The sequence below is a fragment of the Halococcus sp. IIIV-5B genome (assembly GCF_003602035.1).
GTDB lineage: Archaea > Halobacteriota > Halobacteria > Halobacteriales > Halococcaceae > Halococcus > Halococcus salsus.
Window position 1 is genome coordinate 1 of the sequence record NZ_QZWE01000026.1, and the last position, 17,464, is coordinate 17,464.

Consider the following 17,464-nt stretch of genomic DNA (forward strand, 5'->3'; position numbering starts at 1 on the left):
AGGCGGTGAACGCGAGCAGCGTCCCCACGCTCGCCCCGCCGACCCCCACTCCCCAGTCGGTCAGGAACAGCGGGAAGTGCCAGCCAGCCCACAGCACACCGAGGATCAGCGTACCGAGGAAGGGACCGTGCACCTGCTGGTGGCGCACCAGCGCGAAGTCGCGCCAGCCGGGTTCCTCGGCCAGTCCCGTCGTGAGCACCTGTAGCAGGAGGAACGGCACGTACAGCGCCAGGAGCTCGACGGGCGGGACGCGGAGTCCGGCGTCCGTTCCAGCCACGACCACGGTACCGATCGTGATGACCACCGGAGCAGCGAGGAGGGCGACCGCGTACCAGCGCCAACTGACGCGCCACCGAAACACCCGCGCGCCCCAGCGACGCAGACCCGGCCGCCCCTCGGCGAGCGCCGTCACGAGGAACGCAGCGCCCAGCGGGCCGAGGTACGCCCCGAAGAGCATTCCGGTGAACTGTGAGGTCCCGAGAACCTCGGGGAAGGAGAACCGCCAGATACCCACGCCGTTTTCGGAGAGAACGTAGGGCAGCCAGGCCACCCAACTCAGTCCGTACGCCAGAACGTAAAACGACACGAGGCTGTGGCGGCGCATGAGTGCACCCACACCCCGGTCGGGCGTTCGTTCGTCTTCGACCGTCCCGTCGACGGCAACCGTCTTTCGTTCGTCGTCTGGTTCAGCCATTGCCGGCTATCGAATGGACGACGGAGGTATTGAACGCCGATGGGTGGTTTCCGGGTCTGAAACTGCCCCTCCCGAATTATATGTGCACTCGTCGTACGGCTGTTCGTGGACGAGGAACGCGACACCGACACGGCGACGATAGCCGCCGTGCTCGATGACGAGTACGCTCGCGCGGTCCTCGCCGCGACCAGCATCGAACCAATGTCAGCAACCCAACTCAGCGAGACCTGCGACGCTTCGCCGCCGACGATCTACCGACGGCTCGAGCGACTCAAAGCCCACGACCTGGTCACCGAACGGACCCGGATCGACCCCGGCGGCAACCACTACGCGGTCTACACCGCTCGCCTCGAAGGGGTGTCGATCCGATTGCACGACGGCGTGTTCACCGCCGAGATAGCACGACGTGAACCGGACGTCGCCGACCGGTTCACCCGCATGGTGAACGACCTCAGATGATGAACACGTCGCTCCTCTCGGCTCTCGAAGTGATGCGTTCGCCCCTGCAGATCGAGTCGAGCGGACTGCCCGCCGTCGAGGCGCTGGTGCTGTTCCTGGGTGGCGTGCTCACCGCAGTCCTGGGGTTGTTCATCGGCTACCAAGCCTATCGGGGCTACCGGCGCAACGACAACCGCCCGATGTTGTTTCTCTCTACCGGCCTCGTGTTGCTCACCGCCGTGTCCTTCGGCGTCTCGGTCGTGCTCGGCTCGCTCGGTGGACAGGACCCGTTCGTGACGCTGGGCGTGCAGCGTGCGGTCGACCTGGCGGGGCTCGGCTGTATCATGTACGCGCTGTACGGCAGACACGACCGGTCGGACGCCGACCATACCCGACGGAAGACGACACCACAGGAGGACTGAATTCGATGTACCCACCTCACTCACGTTCGTGCGACACGGTCGATCGGTCGGTCGATACCGAACGGCGACCGACCGTTTCGAGAGCCGACTGGAGCGCTCGTGGCATCGGTTCCGATGGAGGTTGCCAGTGGAGCTGACGCGGCCACGGTCGACCGCCACCCCACGAGACGCGGTTCGGGCGTTTCTCGGCGTCGTAGTGCGCGGGCAGACGTACCGAAACGTCGCGTACCTGTTGCTCACGTTCCCGCTCGGACTGTGTTACTTCGTCTTCCTGACCACCGGGTTCTCGTTGAGCCTCGGGTTGGCGATCGTCCTCGTCGGGATCCCGCTGCTGGTCGGGATGCTGGTCGCGGTCAACCTGTTGACACGGTTCGAGCGATGGCTCGCGGTGGAACTCCTCGGCGTCGAGATCCCGATTCCGGAAGACCACACCACGTCGACCGGCGACGTCCGGGAACGCCTCGGGACGGTCCTCGTCGACCGCCGGACGTGGACCGGACTCGTCTATCTGCCGACGAAGTTCGCGACCGGGCTCGTTTGGTTCGTCCTCATCGTCACGCTGCTCGCGGTTTCCATCTCGCTGCTCCTCGCGCCGCTCTACTACGACACGGCGGGGGTTTCTATCACTCTGCCGTGGGCGTCGGTCGTCGCCGACGTCTGGGTCGCCGAGACCGCGGGAGCGATCTACGGGAACTTCATCAGCGTGGCGGTCGAGACGAGTATCGAGCGGATCGACACGCTGGGCGAGGCACTGCTGGCCTCGGTCGGTGGTCTCGTGGCCGTTCTGTGCACGCTACACCTCCTCAACGGGGCCGCGCGTGTCGAAGGGGCGTTCGCGAGAGCGATGCTCCGAGCCCGAGACGAGTCCAGCTGAACCGTCGTCGGGTCGAGACCGTACTCACCGCGACGTTCGACGAACGTCGCGACCCGATTCGGACGAGCCGAATAGCCGCGAGAACGCACGACTGAACCGGCACGGACGGGGATGTGTCGACCCGCTCACGAGAACGCCTACAGCGTCGAGTCCGAACGGGACCGAACCAGAATACACTTTGACGGTGTGAGTGTAGCCGAACGAAGAATGACTACTGACGGGGAGCGGACCATCGAGGCCGTACTGTTCGACATGGACGGCGTCATCGTCGACTCCGAACGCTACTGGGCCGAGTACGAGGAGGAGCGGATCCTCCCTGCGGCGGAGGTCTCGGGGCTCGATCCCGGCGAGATCACCGGGATGAACTACAAGGAGATCGCCGAGTACCTCACCGAGAACTACGACGCGGCGGTCGGCACGGACGAGCTCCAAGCGATCTACGAGGAGTGCGCCGCGGAGCTCTACACCGAACGCGCCGAACTCATGGACGGCTTTCGCGACCTCTGTGGCACGCTCCGGGACCGAGGGATCCGGCTCGCCATCGTGACCTCCTCGCCGCCCGAGTGGATCGAGATGGTCCGCGAGCGCTTCGACCTCACGGGCTTCGACGCGACGGTCTCGGCCGAGGAGATCGACGGCCCCGGCAAACCCGAACCCCACATCTACCGTCACGCCGCCGAGGCGGTCGGCGTCGACCCGGCCGACTGCGTCGCGGTCGAGGACTCGACCAACGGGGTCGCCTCCGCCACGGCCGCCGGCGCGACCTGCATCGGCTATCGCGGCGGGAGCGACCGAACCCTCGACCTCTCGGCGGCGGACGTGGTGGTCGATGGGCCGCAGGAACTCAGAGCCGAACTGCTCGCGCGATAAGCGAGGATCCGTGAAACAGCTCAAGTCGGTGTTTGTTTTTGAATAGCCACGGAACCGATCCCGAACACTGATACAAACGGGAAACCGCACCGCGACCGCCCCGCAACGGCCACACGCCTCCCCAGCCGACTGCGCTCCTCGTTCGCTCCCGCTGGTCGCTCACTGTCGTTCGAAACGGCGAAGCCGTTTCGTGATGACGAGAGAGCGAAGCTCTCTCGAACCACGGTGCTCATCCCTCACACGAGCGTCGCGCGCCGCCAGACGGACGGCGTCTGCTCACGGGCGCGAAGCGCCCGTTCGCACGTCCAGCGAGACGGCTTCGCCGTCTCGCCCGGCGCAGGCCGCGTGCCGACCGCACCGCCCGTACGTGGGTTCAGACATCCGTTTCGTCGAGCGAACGGTCCTGGATCTCGACCCGGCCCTCGGGCACCCGGAGCGCGACCATGAGCTCCGTATCGGGGTCGGACGAGTCGTCGAGCTTGTCCACCGAGTAGGCGGTGTAGGTACACTCCTCCGGCGTGAACTCCACGACCGAGTAGCCCCAGTGGTGGCTGTCGAAGAATTCGATGTGAGGGTTCTGGGCCCGGACGAACGGCGAGAGGAGCGTTTCCGAGACCGAGCCCCACAACCCACCGCTGGCCCCGAGGCCCTCGCTGACGGTGACGCTCGTGATCGCGGGCGTCATGAACTCGACGCCGACCCGGTGGTCGGTGTTCGCGGGTTCGCCGCCGAAGACGTGCGAGAAGGGGTTCTCGTACGTGGTCTGCTGGTAGCTCGCGATGTAGCAGTGCATGTCGCCCGTGAGGGTGACGAAGTTCTCGATGTCGGCCCGCGCGACCTCGTCGGTGATGAGCCGGCGCTCGTAGCCGTACCCGTCCCAGCCGCTCTCGGAGGGATGGAGGGACAGCGGGCCCACGCCCACCCGGAACGGCACCGTCAGCACCTCGTCGGACCACACCGTCCAGGTCGCTTCCGAGTCCCGGACCTCGTCGAGGAACCACTCGCGCTGGTCGTCCCCGAGCATGCTCCGTTCGGGCGCGTCGTGGCCGAACGAGAGCGGGAACCACGCCGGTAGGTGGTTGTCGGCGTTGCGCGGCGGGTCGCGGTAGAGCCGCTCGTCGGTCATCACCAGGTCCACGAGGTCGCCGAACGCGAAGGACTGCCAGAGCCGGTAGCGCTCGCCGAACGAGTCGGCCTCGGGGTCGTAGCCGATCCGCGAGGGCATGTACTCCCACCACGCCGTGAGCGCGTCCGCCGCGAGCCCCAGCATGAACTCGGGGTCCCGCCCGCGGGGATGCTCCGGTCCGCGCGGTGCGCCCGCGTCCGGGTCCCAGTGGACGTTGTCGGTGAACTCGTGGTCGTCTCGCGCTGCGATGATGGTGTGGCGTTCGAGCGCCTCCTGAAGGTGCTCGTCCGAACGATAAGCCCGGTAGAGATATCGGTAGTCTTCGAGGGTCCACGCGAGGTCGTGGCCGCTCGGGAGTTCGAGGTCCCGGTCGGGGAGGTCGGGACTCCCGAGGCCCTTGTAGTCGCCCGCCACGGACTCGTAGATGAAGTCCCCGACGTGGACGACAAAGTCGACGTCCTCCTCGGCGACGCGATGGTACGCGCCGTAGTAGCCGTTGGTGTAATCCTGGCAGGTCAACACCGCGAGCCGGAGCGAGTCGGGGCTCGCGTCGGCGGCGGGCAACGTGCGACACCGCCCGACTCGGCTCCGAACCCCGTCGTAGGTGAACCGGTAGTGGTAGAACCGGTCGGGGTCGAGCAGCCCCAGCAGGTCCACCGAGACGGCGTAGTCGTGCTCGGGCGTGACGTGCTCGGCGGTGACGGTGCCGCGGTAGACAACCTCGTCGAAGTCCGGGTCGTGGGCGACCTCGATCCCCAGCGGCTGGTCCTCGCGATACGCCTCGGGGTCGATCCGGGTCCAGACGACGACCCCCGTCGATTCGGGCCCGCCGCTCGCGACCGACTGCGGGAAAGTCGGTTCGGGGGCGGCGTCGGGGTCGGCGTCGAACGGGTCTTCCTCGGCGGCGTCGTCGGGTTCGACCGGAAAGGAGAGCGAGCGCGCGTCGAGCGCGGCGGCGAGCTTCTCGTGACCGTCACTCGTCATCGGTTCGATTTTCGGGCGGGGTGGATTGAAACTACCGGACCCCACTTTTTTCGACGGGGGAATCGCGCTCGCTCGCCTTCGGCTCGCTCGCGCTCAACCCCCGCCCAAAAACCTGTTCTCCTGAACGAAGTGAAGGAGAGCTTGGAAGAGCGAAGCTCTTCCAGTGGACTAAAAAGGGCCGCTCGTTCGCCTACAGCTCACTCGCGGTACAATCACTAATCACTCCGCGCCGCTCCCGCCACCGCCCCGCGACAGCCACATGCCTCCCCAGCCGATTCCTTCGCTCGCGCCGCTCGCTCAGTCATCCCTCGCACAATGTCCGCGGTCGCCCCTCACTATCGTTCGGACCGACCGCGAGCGCGCGCCACGGCGGTTGGTTCCGATGCGAAGCCGGTTTCGGCGGCGGCTCAATCCACCCACACAGTTCTGGTTTCCGTAACCGGCGGGAGCGGCAGGTCGGGGAAGACGACCTCGACGGCGAACGTCAGCGTGTCGGGCTCGCCGCCGAAGACCGGCGCGGGGAGGGTCTCGCTCCCCAGAAACGACGCGGTCTCGGTCATCTGAGTGTCGTTGACCGTCACCCGAAGGCCAGCTCGCGCGCCCTCGCCTCGGTTCTCGACGGTGACCTCACACAGGTCGTTCTCGCCGCGCGCGATCCGCTCGGGGAAGGCCCCCCAGTCGATGTCGAGCGCGGGCAGGGCGCGCGCACGCTCGACCACCCGCTCGGCGACCCCCTCCGAGAGCCCGATCTCGACGAGGTCGTCGACCCCGGCCGAAACGACGTCCGCCGGCGTCTCGATCCCCGAGCTGGCGAGCTTGCTCGCCCGGCCCGGCCCGACGCCGTCGATGGCGGTGAGCGCGACCGCGTCCTCGTCCACACCGTTCTCGATCCGGGCCGCGACGCAACACGCCCGGTTGGCCTCCCATGCCGACCCGAAGCGGTCGAGGAAGGCCCCGAGCGCGGCGAGGAGTCGGAGCGCGTTCTGCCTGATGACCCATGCGTCGCTCCGGAGTTCGGACGGCGTCGAGCCGCGGGTGCTGGATTCGAGGATCGCGAGCACCTTCCGGGGCCCCGAGTCGAGGTCGCCGCCGGATCCGAGCACCCCCGCGATGGCGTCGCGCTCGGCGCGGCGGGCGTTGACGCTGTCGAACTCCGTGCTCTTCGCGACGGTTTCGAGGATCCCTCGGATTCCGGGATCGGTCCCCGCGAGGTCGAAAAAGCGGCGGGCGGTCGGCAGCCGGAGGTAGTACGACGAGGTCAGGGTGCCGAGCGGCGTCGCAGCGACGTCGAGGTCGTCCGTCTCGATGAACCCCCGGTCCCGGAGTTCGGAGAGGGTCTCACGAACCTCCTCGCGAAGGTTCTCGACCGCGTCGGTCACGTGGCCGTTCTTCGCCCGCACGAACCCGAAGGTGGTTTCGAGCCAGTCCATCACGTCGCCGACATCCCTGATGGTTCCCATCGCGATCTCGGCGTTGAGGTGGGTGTCGAGGTCCGCGGCGAGGTGGGAGTCGATCTCCTTCCCGTCGCGGAGGAGTTTCCGGTACTTGTCGGCGTCGGCGGCGTCACAGACCACGTAGGCGTAGCCCGCGTCGTCGTAGCCCGGCCGACCCGCGCGCCCGAGCATCTGGAGCACGTCGAGCGGGCTCATGTCCACCTCTCCTTCGAGGGGGTCGTGGTACTTCGTGTCGCGGATCACGACGCACCGAGCGGGGAGGTTGACCCCCCACGCGAGCGTCGAGGTCGAGAAGAGGAGCTGAACCTTCCCCTCGCGGAACCACTCCTCGACGTGGTCCTTGTCGGACCGCGAGAGACCCGCGTGGTGGAAGGCCACGCCGTCGAGCACGGAGTTCCGGAGGGTCTGGTTCTCGAGGACCTGGCTCTCCGTATGAAAGTCGTAGTCGCCGCGCGCGCCCATCGGCACGTCCCTGGAGGCGAGTTCGTCGCGGGCCTTCTCGGCCGCTCGGACGGTGTCCTGGCGCGAGGCCACGAACACGAGCGCCTGGCCCTCGTCCCGGATGTGGTCCTCGGCGAGGTCGAGCGCACGATAGAGACGACGGTACTTGTCGGCGAAGGCGTTCTCGCCGTGGGTGTAGGTCCGGACACCCGATTCGAGGTCGACGGGTCGATACTCGTCGCCGAAGTCGAAGGTGGTTTCGGGGGGCGCGTCGAGCCAGTCGGCGATGTCGCCCACGTTGGGCATCGTGGCCGAGAGCGCGACCACGCGGGGGTCACAGAGCCGCCGGAGCCGGGAGATGGTGACTTCGAGCACGCTCCCGCGCTTCTCGGAGTCGAGGAGGTGGACCTCGTCGATCACACAGCACGAGACGTCGGTGATGAAGCCATATCTGGGGGAGTCGTGTTTCCGCGTCGCGGAGTCCACCTTCTCGGGGGTCATCACGAGGATGTCGGCGCGCTCGGCGCGGTGGGGGACGAGGTCGCGCTCGCCGGTGACGACGTACACGGAATATCCCATCGACTCGAAGCGCTCCCACTCGGACTCCTTCTCGTTGGTGAGCGCGCGCAGCGGCGCGATGAAGAGGGCGGTCCCCCCTTCCTGCAGGCATTTACAGATCGCGAGTTCGGCGAGCGCGGTCTTGCCCGAGGCCGTCGGCGCGCTGGCGACGACGTTCTCCTCGCGTTCGAGGATCGCGGGCAACGCCTCGCGCTGCATCCGGTTGAACTCCTCGAAGGCGAACGCGTCGGCGAACTCGGGGACCGTCTCGGCGACGCTCATACGGATCCTCCCGTAGGGGGGTCCGTGGGAGGTCGTCGTGAGCAACGCGAAACGACGGGGCTCACGGAGCCCGCCCCCGGCGGTCCCGCGTCGGTCCTCGCGGGTCGGACGAAGCGACGGTGATCACGTGAAACGATACTGGGGGTGGGGCCGACAAAGGCGTTTCTTCTCCCGCATCGGGGACCGCCGGCGAGCGTTCGAGCGGTCCGGTAACGGGTCAGTCGCCGTCGGAGTCGCTGTCCGTGTCCCCGTCGTCGCCGTCCGAGTCCGTGTCGCCATCCGAGTCCCTATCGTCGCCGTCGGAATCCCTATCGACCCCGTCAGAGTCGGCGTCGGCTCCATCGGCGTCCGCATCGTGACCATCGACATCCGCGTCGGCTCCGTCGAAGTCGGCGTCGATTCCGTCAGAGTCCGAATCGACTCCGTCGGAATCCCGATCCACTCCGTCGGAATCCACATCGACTCCATCTGAATCGGCGTCGGTATCCGGGGTCGTGGCCGAACGGGTCGGCCGGGAGGCGGGGTCGTTCGGCGCGGTCGCGGGTTCGGGATCCGCCGGTCGGGGTTCGGGGTCCACTGGTCGGGGTTCGGGGTCGGAGAGGTCGTCGCCGGTGAGATAGAGGTAGACGGGCGGGATCAGGTACGCGACGATCGCCACGAGCGCGAACAGCCGCTCGTAGTACGCGAGCAGCCCGAGAACGGTGAGGGCCGCCGTCGCCCCGGCGTGGACCCCCGTGCGCCGTTGGGTGTATCGCCGGTAGTAGTTCCAGCCACCGCGGGCACGACCGACGAGGGTGGCTACGGGTGCGCTCATGGCCGCCGTTGGTTCGGGAGCGGTATCAGTGTGTTCCGCCCCACGTACAAGCCAAAGCCTCATTGGGGCCACGCGAGCACCCACAGGAATGAGTTCCGAGAAGCCGCAGGGACCGCTCGAACAACAGCTCCGCCAGCTTCGATCGGTCGAGTCCCTGGGCGACATGACGGGACGACAGCGAACGGTGGTGAAGTTTCTCGGGGCGCTGGTTTCGATCATCCTGGTCTACACCGTCATCTACCAGACCGGCATGCGGACCCTCGAAGGCGACGACATATCGTTCTTCCACGCGCTCGAAACGGTCGTCGACACCATGACCACCACCGGGTACGGGGCCGACGCGCCGTGGATAACGCCGTACATGAACCTCCTCATCATCTGGTATCAGATATCCGGGGTGCTCATCGGCTTCATCACGCTTCGCATTCTCATCATCCCGCTGTTCGAGCGCGCCCCGGTGGTGCTCGACGACCGCCTCACCGCCAAGGACGACCACGTCGTGGTCTGTGAGTACGGTCGGGGGAAGGACGTGCTACTCAACGAGTTCGAGGCCTCGGGGATCGACTACGTCCTGGTCGATCCGGACAAAGACGAAGCTATCGACCTCTCGAATCGCGACTATCAGGTCATCGACGGCGACCCGACGAAGATGGAGACGCTCCAACGGGCCGGGGTCGAGAACGCCGCGCTGGTCGTCACGGACGCGCGGGCGCGCAACGCCAGCGTCGCGCTGACGGCCCACCAGTGCAACGAGGACGTCCGGGTGCTCTCGCTCACCGAGACCCCCGACCGGCAGGACGCGCTCGAACAGGTCGGGGTGGACCGGGTGGTCTGCGTCCCGTCGCTCATCGGCCGCCAGCTGGCGGAGAAGGCGACGGCGACGGCGACGTTCGCGACCGCGGCCGACGCCATCGGCGACGGGACCGTGGTCCGGGAGCTGGTCGTCCGCCACGACGGGCCGCTCGCCGGGGCGCGGGTCGAGGACACGCCAATCGTGACGAACCCGGATCTGACGTTGGTCGGTGCGTGGATCGACGGTGAGCTACGGCTTCCGCCCCGGTCGTCGGAACGGCTGTCGCCGAACGCGGTGCTCGTGGTCGTCGGGCCCGAGGCCGCTTTCGAGGAGGTCCACGGCGAGGACGGGTTCCGGTCGCTGACGACGTACGACAGCGTCGTGGTCGCCGGGCTCGGCGAGGCGGGAACGGCGGTCACGGAAAGCCTCCCGGACCAGGTCGACGTCACCACCATCGACGTGGACGAGAGCACGGGGGCGGACGTGGTGGGGAACGCGAGCGACGGACCCGTGCTCGCGGACGCCGGTATCGAGGACGCGACGGCGTTCATCGTGGCCGTCGACGACGACGAGACCGCGCTGCTCGCCACGGCGGTCGGCCGGTCGATGGCCAACGAGATCGACATCCTGGTTCGGGTGACCAACGCGGAGGACGTGGCGAAGGCGTTCGACGCGGGGGCGGACTACGTGCTCTCCGAGCGACGGACGATCGCACGACTCCTCGCCGCCGAAGCCCACCGGGAGCCGGTGGTGCATCCGATCGGGCAGATACGGTTCGCCAGGGTCGAGAGCGACGAGTTCGTCGGCCAGGACCTCGGGGAGATCCAGCGGAACGCCAATCAGGAGTGGGTGGGCGTCGGCCTCGAACGCGACGGGGAGTTCCTGGCCGACGACACCGTCCGGATCGCCGACGGGGATACGCTCGTCGTCGCGGGGACCGACGAACGGCTTCGACGCCTTCCCGGGGAGTGAAACGCCCGGCCGGTCCGCCGGTCAGGTGCTGGCGCGCTCGCTCGCCCGGTCGAGCATCCCGTCGCCCACCTCGCGACGGTAGTAGAGCCAGAGACCGACGGCGGCGGCAAAGTTCGATATCGTCACGGCCCAGAACACCGCGGCGACGCCGACCCCCAGCACGACTCCCACACCCGCGGCGATCGGAAGTCGAACGACGCAGAACTGCGCGAGCGTGGCGACGAGGCTGGTGCGGGTCCGGCGCGCGCCGTTGAAGCCCGCCTCGAAGAGGTAGGCGACGCCGATGGCGGGGTAGCCGTAGGCGAGGATTTCGAGGTACGAGACCGAAAGCGAGAGCGCGCGGTCGGTGAGCGCCGGCGCGAACAGGGTGGTGACCGGGACCGGGAAGAGCCACTGGACGGCACCGATGACCGCGAGCCCGCCGCCGGCGATCGCCACCCCGAGATAGGTCGCCCGTTCGGCACGGGCGGGCTTCGCGGCACCGAGGTTCTGCCCGACAACGCTCTGGGCGGCCTGCTGGAGGCCGAGGGCGGGCACGAAGGCGACCGAAGCGACTCGGCCGCCGATGGAGTAGGCCGCGAGGCCCGCCGTGCCGCCCGCCGCGAACGCCACCGTGACGATCAGGACCCGAACGACCTGGCGCACGACCCCCTGTCCGGCGATCGGCGCGCCGACGTCGAACAGCTCCCGGAGGTCGTCGGTGTCGAACCGAGCGGTCGCCCGGGTGTAGATCCAGCCGTCGCGGCCGGCGAGCGCGAGGCCCGCCGCGAGCAGGAACCCGGCGACGTAGCCGGCGACCGTGGCGAGCGCCGCGCCCTCCACCCCGAGCGCGGGGGCCGGCCCGAGCCCGAAGATCAGGATCGGGTCGAGCACGAGATTGGTGGCGACCGTGACGACCGAGATGTAGAGCGGTGCGCGCGAGTCGCCCCAACCGACGAAGGCCGCCTCGATCGCGTCGCTCGCGGCCGCCGCCGGCAGGCCGACCGCGACCACGGCGAGATAGACCGTCGCGAGCGCCGTGACGTTCGCCCCGCCCGGCTGGAGCCGTGTGAGGAGGTCGACGAGCGGGCGCGCGCCGACCCAGAGGACGAGCCCTCCGACGACCCCGAGCACCACCGCGACCCCGAGCCCGGTCGCGGCGGCCCGGCGCGCCCCGGAGACGTCCTCGCCGCCGACGCGCTGGGAGACGAGGATCTGGGTGCCGACGAACGGGAGCGTTATCACGAACGCGAAACACAGCGCGAGGACCGGGAGCGAGAGCCCCACCGCGGCGACCGCGGCCGAACTCAGCCGCCCGAGGAAGAAGAGGTCGACCACCTGCTGGACGACCTGTACGAGGTTCTGGACCAAGAGCGGGGTCGCGAGCACGACCAGTGCCCGCGTCAGCGACCCCTGGGTGATGTCCTCGGACGAGAGGTCGAGCACGGAGGTCGTTCATATGTCATGGTAATTAATCATTCGTATTTCGGATGGGACGGAAGGCCGGGCCCCCTCGTGGTGGAAGGCCGGGCTGGGTCGGCGTCGTGACGGCGAACCCCACCCTTTTGCCGACGCGACCCGGAGGGACACCAATGAGTCGCGCGCGAAAACCCGGCTGGCTGAAGAGCCGCCCGCCGTCGGGGGAGCGGTTCACCGACATCAAACGAACCCTGCGGGACCGCGACCTCCACACCGTCTGTGAGGAGGCCAACTGCCCCAACATGGGCGAGTGCTGGTCCGGACGCGCGGGCGAGGGCCCCGGCACCGCGACGTTCATGCTGATGGGCGAGCGGTGCTCGCGCGGCTGTAACTTCTGTGACGTCGAGACCGGCGGGATGAGTGAACTCGATCCCGACGAACCCGAGAACGTCGCGGCGGCGGTCGCGGAGATCGGGCTCGACTACGTGGTGCTCACCTCCGTCGACCGCGACGACCTCGCGGACCAGGGGGCGGCCCACTTCGCGCGAACCATCGCGGCGATCAAGGAACGCGACCCCGAGATCTTGGTCGAGGTGCTGATCCCCGACTTCCGTGGCGAGACCGACCTCGTCGACGAGATTATCGCGGCGGGTCCGGACGTGATCGCCCACAACATCGAGACCGTCTCGCGGCTCCAGTGGCCCGTCCGCGACCGCCGGGCCGGCTACGAGCAGTCGCTCTCGGTGCTCGAACACGCGGCGGACAGCTTCGAGGGGTACACCAAAACGTCGGTCATGCTCGGCCTCGGCGAGTACGACCACGAGGTCTACCAGACGCTCTCGGATCTGCGAGAGGCGGACGTCGACGTGGTGACCCTCGGCCAGTACCTCCAGCCCTCCCGGAGCCACCTCGACGTCTCCGACTACGTCCACCCCGACAAGTTCGAGACGTGGCGGCGGGTCGCCGAAGAGGAGTTGAGCTTCCTCTACTGTGCCAGCGGCCCGATGGTGCGCTCGTCGTACAAGGCGGGCGAGCTGTTCGTCGATGCGATCGTTCGAGAGGGGCGGTCGGTCGAGGCGGCGCGCAAGAGCGCGCGAACCGCCGCGAACTCGGCGTAATTCGGGTTGTTCTTCCGAAACGGTTTTTCAAGAGGCTGAATCGCTTCGAGGACCGCTGCTAACCCGACACAATTGAGAACCGCAGACCGCACCACCCCGCGACAGCCACGAGCCTCCCCAGCCGATTCGTTCGTGGTTCGAAAATCGCGTAGCGATTTTCGTCATCACGAAAGGCGCGAAGCGCCTTTCGAACGACTCCCGTCGGTCGCTCACTCATCCACTGGCAGAGCTTCGCTCTGCCAAGCCTGCGCTCGCGTTGCTCGCGCAGACCTCGCACAGTGTCCGCGGTCGGCGCTCGTTTTCACTCGCGCACGACCGCGAGCGCGCGCCGACCGTCTCCAGGCTCCGAGCGCCTGCCGTCCGATTCGTCGACGATCAATGATAACTGTTGACGAACGTCGAGAGACAGGTGTGTGAAGTAGACACATACATGGTTTAGTTGGGGTGGTCGGCAAGAATGGCACCCACAAGAAGGTTTTTACAAAAAGAATATAACCGCGGCGACCGATCGATCGAACATGTCAATGAGGTGTCCCCGTCCGTGAGTACGTTACAGCACGACCCCGGTGACCGGATCGAAGTACTCGACGAGGACGGCGGGCTGCACGAGGGCGCGCAGGTGCCCGACCTCGACGAGGACCAGCTCGTGGCGATGTACCGCGAGATGCGTCTCGTTCGCCACTTCGACCAGCGCGCGGTCAGCCTCCAGCGCCAGGGTCGGATCGGGACCTATCCGCCGCTGTCCGGTCAGGAGGGCGCGCAGGTCGGGAGCGCGCACGCGCTCGCCGACGACGACTGGGTGTTCCCGAGCTATCGCGAACACGGCGCGACGCTGATCCGCGGGTTCTCGCTCGAACGCACCCTCCTCTACTGGATGGGTCACGAGGTGGGCTACAGCGACGACGACGCTAACATCTTCACCCCCGCAGTCCCCATCGCGAGCCAGCTCCCCCACGCCGTCGGCGCGTCGTGGGCCTCGAAGCTGAAGGGCGAAGAGAAGGCCTTCCTCTGTTACTTCGGCGACGGCGCGACCAGTGAGGGCGACTTCCACGAGGCGATGAACTTCGCGGGCGTGTTCGACACCCCCACGATCTTCTTCTGTAACAACAACCAGTGGGCGATCTCGGTCCCACGAGAACGCCAGACCGCCTCCGCAACGCTGGCCCAGAAGGCCGACGCCTACGGGTTCGAGGGGATCCAAGTCGACGGGATGGACCCGCTCGCGGTCTATCAGGCCACGAAACTCGCCGTCGAGAAGGCGAAAGACCCCGACGACGAGCCCCGACCGACCATGATCGAGGCGGTCCAGTACCGCTTCGGCGCACACACTACCGCCGACGATCCCTCGGTCTACCGCGAGGAGGGCGAGGTCGAGGAGTGGAAGCGAAAGGACCCGATCCCACGGCTCGAAGCCTACCTCGAAAACGAGGGGATCCTCGACGACGACCGGATCGACGCGATCGAGACCGACATCGAGGACGCGGTGGCCGAGGCGATCGACGCCGCCGAGGCCCACGCGCGACCCGACCCCGCCGAGATGTTCGCCGACGTCTACGACGGGATGCCGAAACGTCTCGAACAGCAATTACAGTACCTCGAACGCCTCCGCGAGCACCACGGCGACGCGGACCTCCTCGAATAATGAGCACGATACAACAGCTCGACGACGACGCATCGACCCAGAACCTCACCCTGGTCCAGGCGGTCCGTGACGGTCTCTACGGCGAGATGAGTAGAGACGACGACGTGCTCGTGATGGGCGAGGACGTCGGCAAGAACGGCGGGGTGTTCCGGGCGACCCAGGGCCTCCACGACGAGTTCGGTGACGACCGCGTGATCGACACCCCGCTGGCCGAGTCGGGGATCGTCGGGACGGCGATCGGGATGGCGGCCTACGGCCTCAAACCCGTCCCCGAGATCCAGTTCATGGGCTTCATCTACCCCGCCTTCGACCAGATCGTCTCGCACGCGGGTCGGCTCCGAAACCGCTCGCGTGGGCGATTCAACTGCCCGATGGTGATCCGCGCGCCCTACGGCGGCGGCATCCGCGCGCCCGAACACCACTCCGAGTCGAAGGAGGCGTTCTTCGTCCACGAGCCGGGGCTGAAAGTCGTCGTGCCGAGCACGCCCGCCGACGCGAAGGGCCTGCTCGCCGCCTCGATCCGCGACCCGGATCCAGTGATCTTCCTCGAACCGAAACTCATCTACCGGGCCTTCCGGGGCGCGGTCCCGGACGATTCGTACACCCTGCCGCTCGGCGAGGCCGCGGTCCGGCGCGAGGGGAGCGACGTCTCGGTGTTCACCTGGGGCGCGATGACCCGGCCGACGATGGAGGCCGCGGAGAACCTCGCCGAGGAGGGTGTCGACGCCGAAGTGATCGACCTGCGAACCCTTTCGCCGCTCGACGACGAGGCGATCCTGGCGTCGTTCAAGAAGACGGGACGGGCAGTAGTGGTCCACGAGGCTCCCAAAACGGGAGGCCTCGCGGGCGAGATCACCGCGACGATCCAGGAGGAGGCGCTGATGTACCAGGAGGCACCCGTGAAACGAGTCACGGGCTTCGACACGCCGTTCCCGCTCTACGCGTTGGAGGACTACTACCTCCCCGAGTCGGCGCGGATCGAGGACGGGATCCGGGAGGCCGCGGAGTTCTAGATGGTGCGCGAGTTCGAACTCCCCGACGTCGGCGAGGGCGTCGCCGAGGGCGAGATCGTGGGCTGGCTGGTCGAGGTCGGCGATACAGTAGAAGAAGACCAGCCCGTCGCCGAGGTCGAGACCGACAAGGCGGTGGTCGAGGTCCCCTCGCCGGTGAACGGCACGGTGAAAGAGATCCACGCCGACGCGGGCGAACTCGTCCCCGTCGGCACGGTCATCGTCACGTTCGCCGAGGAGGGTGACGAGACGGAGGGTCAGGAGCCGGCGGAGACGCGAACCGACACCGCGACCGAGACCCGCTCCGAGGTCGGCGCGGTGGAGTCGAAGGACGACGGAGCGAGCGGCGACGAAAGCGGTTCGGCTTCGAACGGCCGGGTGTTCGCCGCCCCGAGCGCTCGACGACTGGCGCGCGAACTCGACGTCGACATCGGCGCGGTCGACGGGTCGGGCCCCGGCGGCCGGGTCAGCGATACGGACGTGCGGGCGGCCGCCGAGAACGAGGACGGCGAACCGGCGGCTGACGAACCCGTAGCCGACGAACCCGCGACCGACGACTCGGCTCCGAAGGCCGCCGTCGAGCGGGTCGGGAACGACGACGGGACCGGTTCCGAACCGGCGATGGCGACCGGGAGCGCGAGCCGCGAGCGAACCCTCGCCGCGCCCGCGACCCGCCGGCTCGCCGAGGAGTCGGGTATCGATATCGACAGCGTCCCGACCGACGAGGAACGCGACGGCGAGGCGTTCGTCACGCCCGCGGCGGTCGAGGCGTTCGCCGAATCCCAGCGCGCGGCCCAGGACGCCGACCGAGCGGCGCTCGCCGAATCGGGTGGCGAGGAACGGGTCCCGTACCGCGGGGTTCGACGGACGATCGGCGAGCAGATGGCGCGCTCGAAGGCCACCGCGCCGCACGTGACTCACCACGACGAGGTGGACGTGACCGAACTCGTCGAGACCCGTTCGGAGCTCAAAGCCGAGGCCGAGGAGCGCGGCATCAGCCTGTCGTACATGCCGTTCGTGATGAAAGCCTGCGTCGCCGCGCTCCGGGCGTTCCCGTCGATGAACGCGATGCTCGACGAGGAGGCAGAGGAGATCGTCGAGAAACACTACTACAACATCGGTGTGGCGACCGCGACCGATGCTGGACTGATGGTGCCCGTCGTGCGGAACGCGGACGACGGGAACCTGCTCGAACTCGCCTCCGAGATGAACGAGCTCGTTGGAAAAGCCCGCGAGCGCTCGATCAGTCGGGAGGAGATGCAGGGCGGCACGTTCACGATCACGAACGTCGGCGCGATCGGCGGCGAGTACGCCACCCCGATCATCAACGTCCCCGAGGTCGCGATCCTCGCGCTCGGCGCGATCAAGGAGAAGCCGCGCGTCGTCGATGGGGAAATCGTCCCACGACACGTCATGACGCTCTCGCTCTCGATCGACCACCGGGTGATCGACGGCGCGATCGCCGCGCAGTTCACCAACCGGGTGATGAAGTACCTCGGAAACCCGCAGCTCCTGTTGTTGGAGTAGACCGGACGGGCGGGACAACCCCCCTGTTTTTCACGCCAGCGCGTCTG

Annotated in this window: 14 protein-coding genes; 9 read left to right on the forward strand and 5 right to left on the reverse strand. The window is 67.8% G+C overall.

All coding sequences use genetic code 11. The features are described from left to right. Positions 1 to 694: type II CAAX prenyl endopeptidase Rce1 family protein (locus D3261_RS15125; RefSeq protein ID WP_147464985.1), on the reverse strand; the 694-nt coding region annotated here is incomplete at its 3' end. Between the two features lie 105 nt (positions 695 to 799). On the opposite strand from D3261_RS15125, the gene D3261_RS15130 reads away from it, so the two are divergent. The 4 genes from D3261_RS15130 to D3261_RS15145 all read left to right on the forward strand — a co-directional run bounded on the left by D3261_RS15130 (position 800) and on the right by D3261_RS15145 (position 3,298). Next, the gene (locus D3261_RS15130; protein WP_120073777.1) at positions 800 to 1,153 is read left to right on the forward strand and encodes a helix-turn-helix domain-containing protein; all 354 of its coding nucleotides are present in this window, start codon (positions 800 to 802) and stop codon (positions 1,151 to 1,153) included. Beyond that, on the forward strand, positions 1,153 to 1,554 hold the full coding sequence (locus D3261_RS15135) for a hypothetical protein (RefSeq protein WP_233554013.1): 402 nt from the start codon (positions 1,153 to 1,155) through the stop codon (positions 1,552 to 1,554). Before D3261_RS15130 ends, D3261_RS15135 begins: the two co-directional genes overlap by 1 nt. Positions 1,555 to 1,681: 127 nt before the next feature. Beyond that, positions 1,682 to 2,428, forward strand: a complete 747-nt coding sequence (locus D3261_RS15140) for a sensor domain-containing protein (RefSeq protein ID WP_158589402.1) — start codon at positions 1,682 to 1,684, stop codon at positions 2,426 to 2,428. A gap of 207 nt (positions 2,429 to 2,635) precedes the next feature. Beyond that, positions 2,636 to 3,298, forward strand: coding sequence for an HAD family phosphatase (locus D3261_RS15145; protein ID WP_120073783.1), 663 nt, complete (start codon positions 2,636 to 2,638; stop codon positions 3,296 to 3,298). A gap of 373 nt (positions 3,299 to 3,671) precedes the next feature. On the opposite strand, the gene D3261_RS15150 is transcribed toward D3261_RS15145, so the two are convergent. The 3 genes from D3261_RS15150 to D3261_RS15160 form a co-directional block, all read right to left on the reverse strand. After that, entirely contained in the window at positions 3,672 to 5,408 is a 1,737-nt protein-coding gene (locus D3261_RS15150; RefSeq protein ID WP_120073785.1) for an alkaline phosphatase, read from the reverse strand. A 407-nt stretch (positions 5,409 to 5,815) separates the two neighbouring features. Then, the gene (locus D3261_RS15155; RefSeq protein WP_120073787.1) at positions 5,816 to 8,143 is read right to left on the reverse strand and encodes a DEAD/DEAH box helicase; all 2,328 of its coding nucleotides are present in this window, start codon (positions 8,141 to 8,143) and stop codon (positions 5,816 to 5,818) included. Positions 8,144 to 8,360: 217 nt separating this feature from the next. Continuing rightward, positions 8,361 to 8,957: a hypothetical protein gene (locus D3261_RS15160; protein ID WP_120073789.1), complete on the reverse strand. Its 597-nt coding sequence runs from the start codon at positions 8,955 to 8,957 to the stop codon at positions 8,361 to 8,363. An 88-nt stretch (positions 8,958 to 9,045) separates the two neighbouring features. On the opposite strand from D3261_RS15160, the gene D3261_RS15165 reads away from it, so the two are divergent. Continuing rightward, the gene (locus tag D3261_RS15165; RefSeq protein ID WP_120073791.1) at positions 9,046 to 10,722 is read left to right on the forward strand and encodes a TrkA family potassium uptake protein; all 1,677 of its coding nucleotides are present in this window, start codon (positions 9,046 to 9,048) and stop codon (positions 10,720 to 10,722) included. A gap of 21 nt (positions 10,723 to 10,743) precedes the next feature. Here D3261_RS15165 and D3261_RS15170 read toward each other — a convergent pair whose 3' ends face one another. After that, positions 10,744 to 12,147 carry an MATE family efflux transporter gene (locus tag D3261_RS15170; protein WP_120073793.1) on the reverse strand — a complete coding sequence of 468 codons (1,404 nt, stop codon included), beginning with the start codon at positions 12,145 to 12,147 and terminating at the stop codon, positions 10,744 to 10,746. Between the two features lie 146 nt (positions 12,148 to 12,293). Here D3261_RS15170 and lipA point away from each other — a divergent pair, with 146 nt between their 5' ends. The 4 genes from lipA to D3261_RS15190 all read left to right on the forward strand — a co-directional run bounded on the left by lipA (position 12,294) and on the right by D3261_RS15190 (position 17,417). Continuing rightward, positions 12,294 to 13,238 carry a lipoyl synthase gene (lipA, locus tag D3261_RS15175; protein ID WP_120073795.1) on the forward strand — a complete coding sequence of 315 codons (945 nt, stop codon included), beginning with the start codon at positions 12,294 to 12,296 and terminating at the stop codon, positions 13,236 to 13,238. Positions 13,239 to 13,779: 541 nt separating this feature from the next. Next, entirely contained in the window at positions 13,780 to 14,880 is a 1,101-nt protein-coding gene (gene pdhA, locus D3261_RS15180; RefSeq protein WP_120073796.1) for a pyruvate dehydrogenase (acetyl-transferring) E1 component subunit alpha, read from the forward strand. Then, the gene (locus D3261_RS15185; protein WP_120073798.1) at positions 14,880 to 15,893 is read left to right on the forward strand and encodes an alpha-ketoacid dehydrogenase subunit beta; all 1,014 of its coding nucleotides are present in this window, start codon (positions 14,880 to 14,882) and stop codon (positions 15,891 to 15,893) included. Before pdhA ends, D3261_RS15185 begins: the two co-directional genes overlap by 1 nt. Beyond that, entirely contained in the window at positions 15,894 to 17,417 is a 1,524-nt protein-coding gene (locus D3261_RS15190) for a dihydrolipoamide acetyltransferase family protein (RefSeq protein WP_120073800.1), read from the forward strand. Positions 17,418 to 17,464: the final 47 nt, after the last annotated feature.

Excerpts from the sequence above, each read along its gene's own strand:
- D3261_RS15135 (WP_233554013.1), top strand. The coding sequence starts at position 1,153 with ATGAACACGTCGCTCCTCTCGGCTCTCGAAGTGATGCGTTCGCCCCTG.
- D3261_RS15145 (WP_120073783.1), top strand. The coding sequence starts at position 2,636 with ATGACTACTGACGGGGAGCGGACCATCGAGGCCGTACTGTTCGACATG.
- D3261_RS15150 (WP_120073785.1), bottom strand. The coding sequence starts at position 5,408 with ATGACGAGTGACGGTCACGAGAAGCTCGCCGCCGCGCTCGACGCGCGC.
- D3261_RS15155 (WP_120073787.1), bottom strand. The coding sequence starts at position 8,143 with ATGAGCGTCGCCGAGACGGTCCCCGAGTTCGCCGACGCGTTCGCCTTC.
- D3261_RS15160 (WP_120073789.1), bottom strand. The coding sequence starts at position 8,957 with ATGAGCGCACCCGTAGCCACCCTCGTCGGTCGTGCCCGCGGTGGCTGG.
- D3261_RS15165 (WP_120073791.1), top strand. The coding sequence starts at position 9,046 with ATGAGTTCCGAGAAGCCGCAGGGACCGCTCGAACAACAGCTCCGCCAG.
- lipA (WP_120073795.1), top strand. The coding sequence starts at position 12,294 with ATGAGTCGCGCGCGAAAACCCGGCTGGCTGAAGAGCCGCCCGCCGTCG.
- D3261_RS15185 (WP_120073798.1), top strand. The coding sequence starts at position 14,880 with ATGAGCACGATACAACAGCTCGACGACGACGCATCGACCCAGAACCTC.
- D3261_RS15190 (WP_120073800.1), top strand. The coding sequence starts at position 15,894 with ATGGTGCGCGAGTTCGAACTCCCCGACGTCGGCGAGGGCGTCGCCGAG.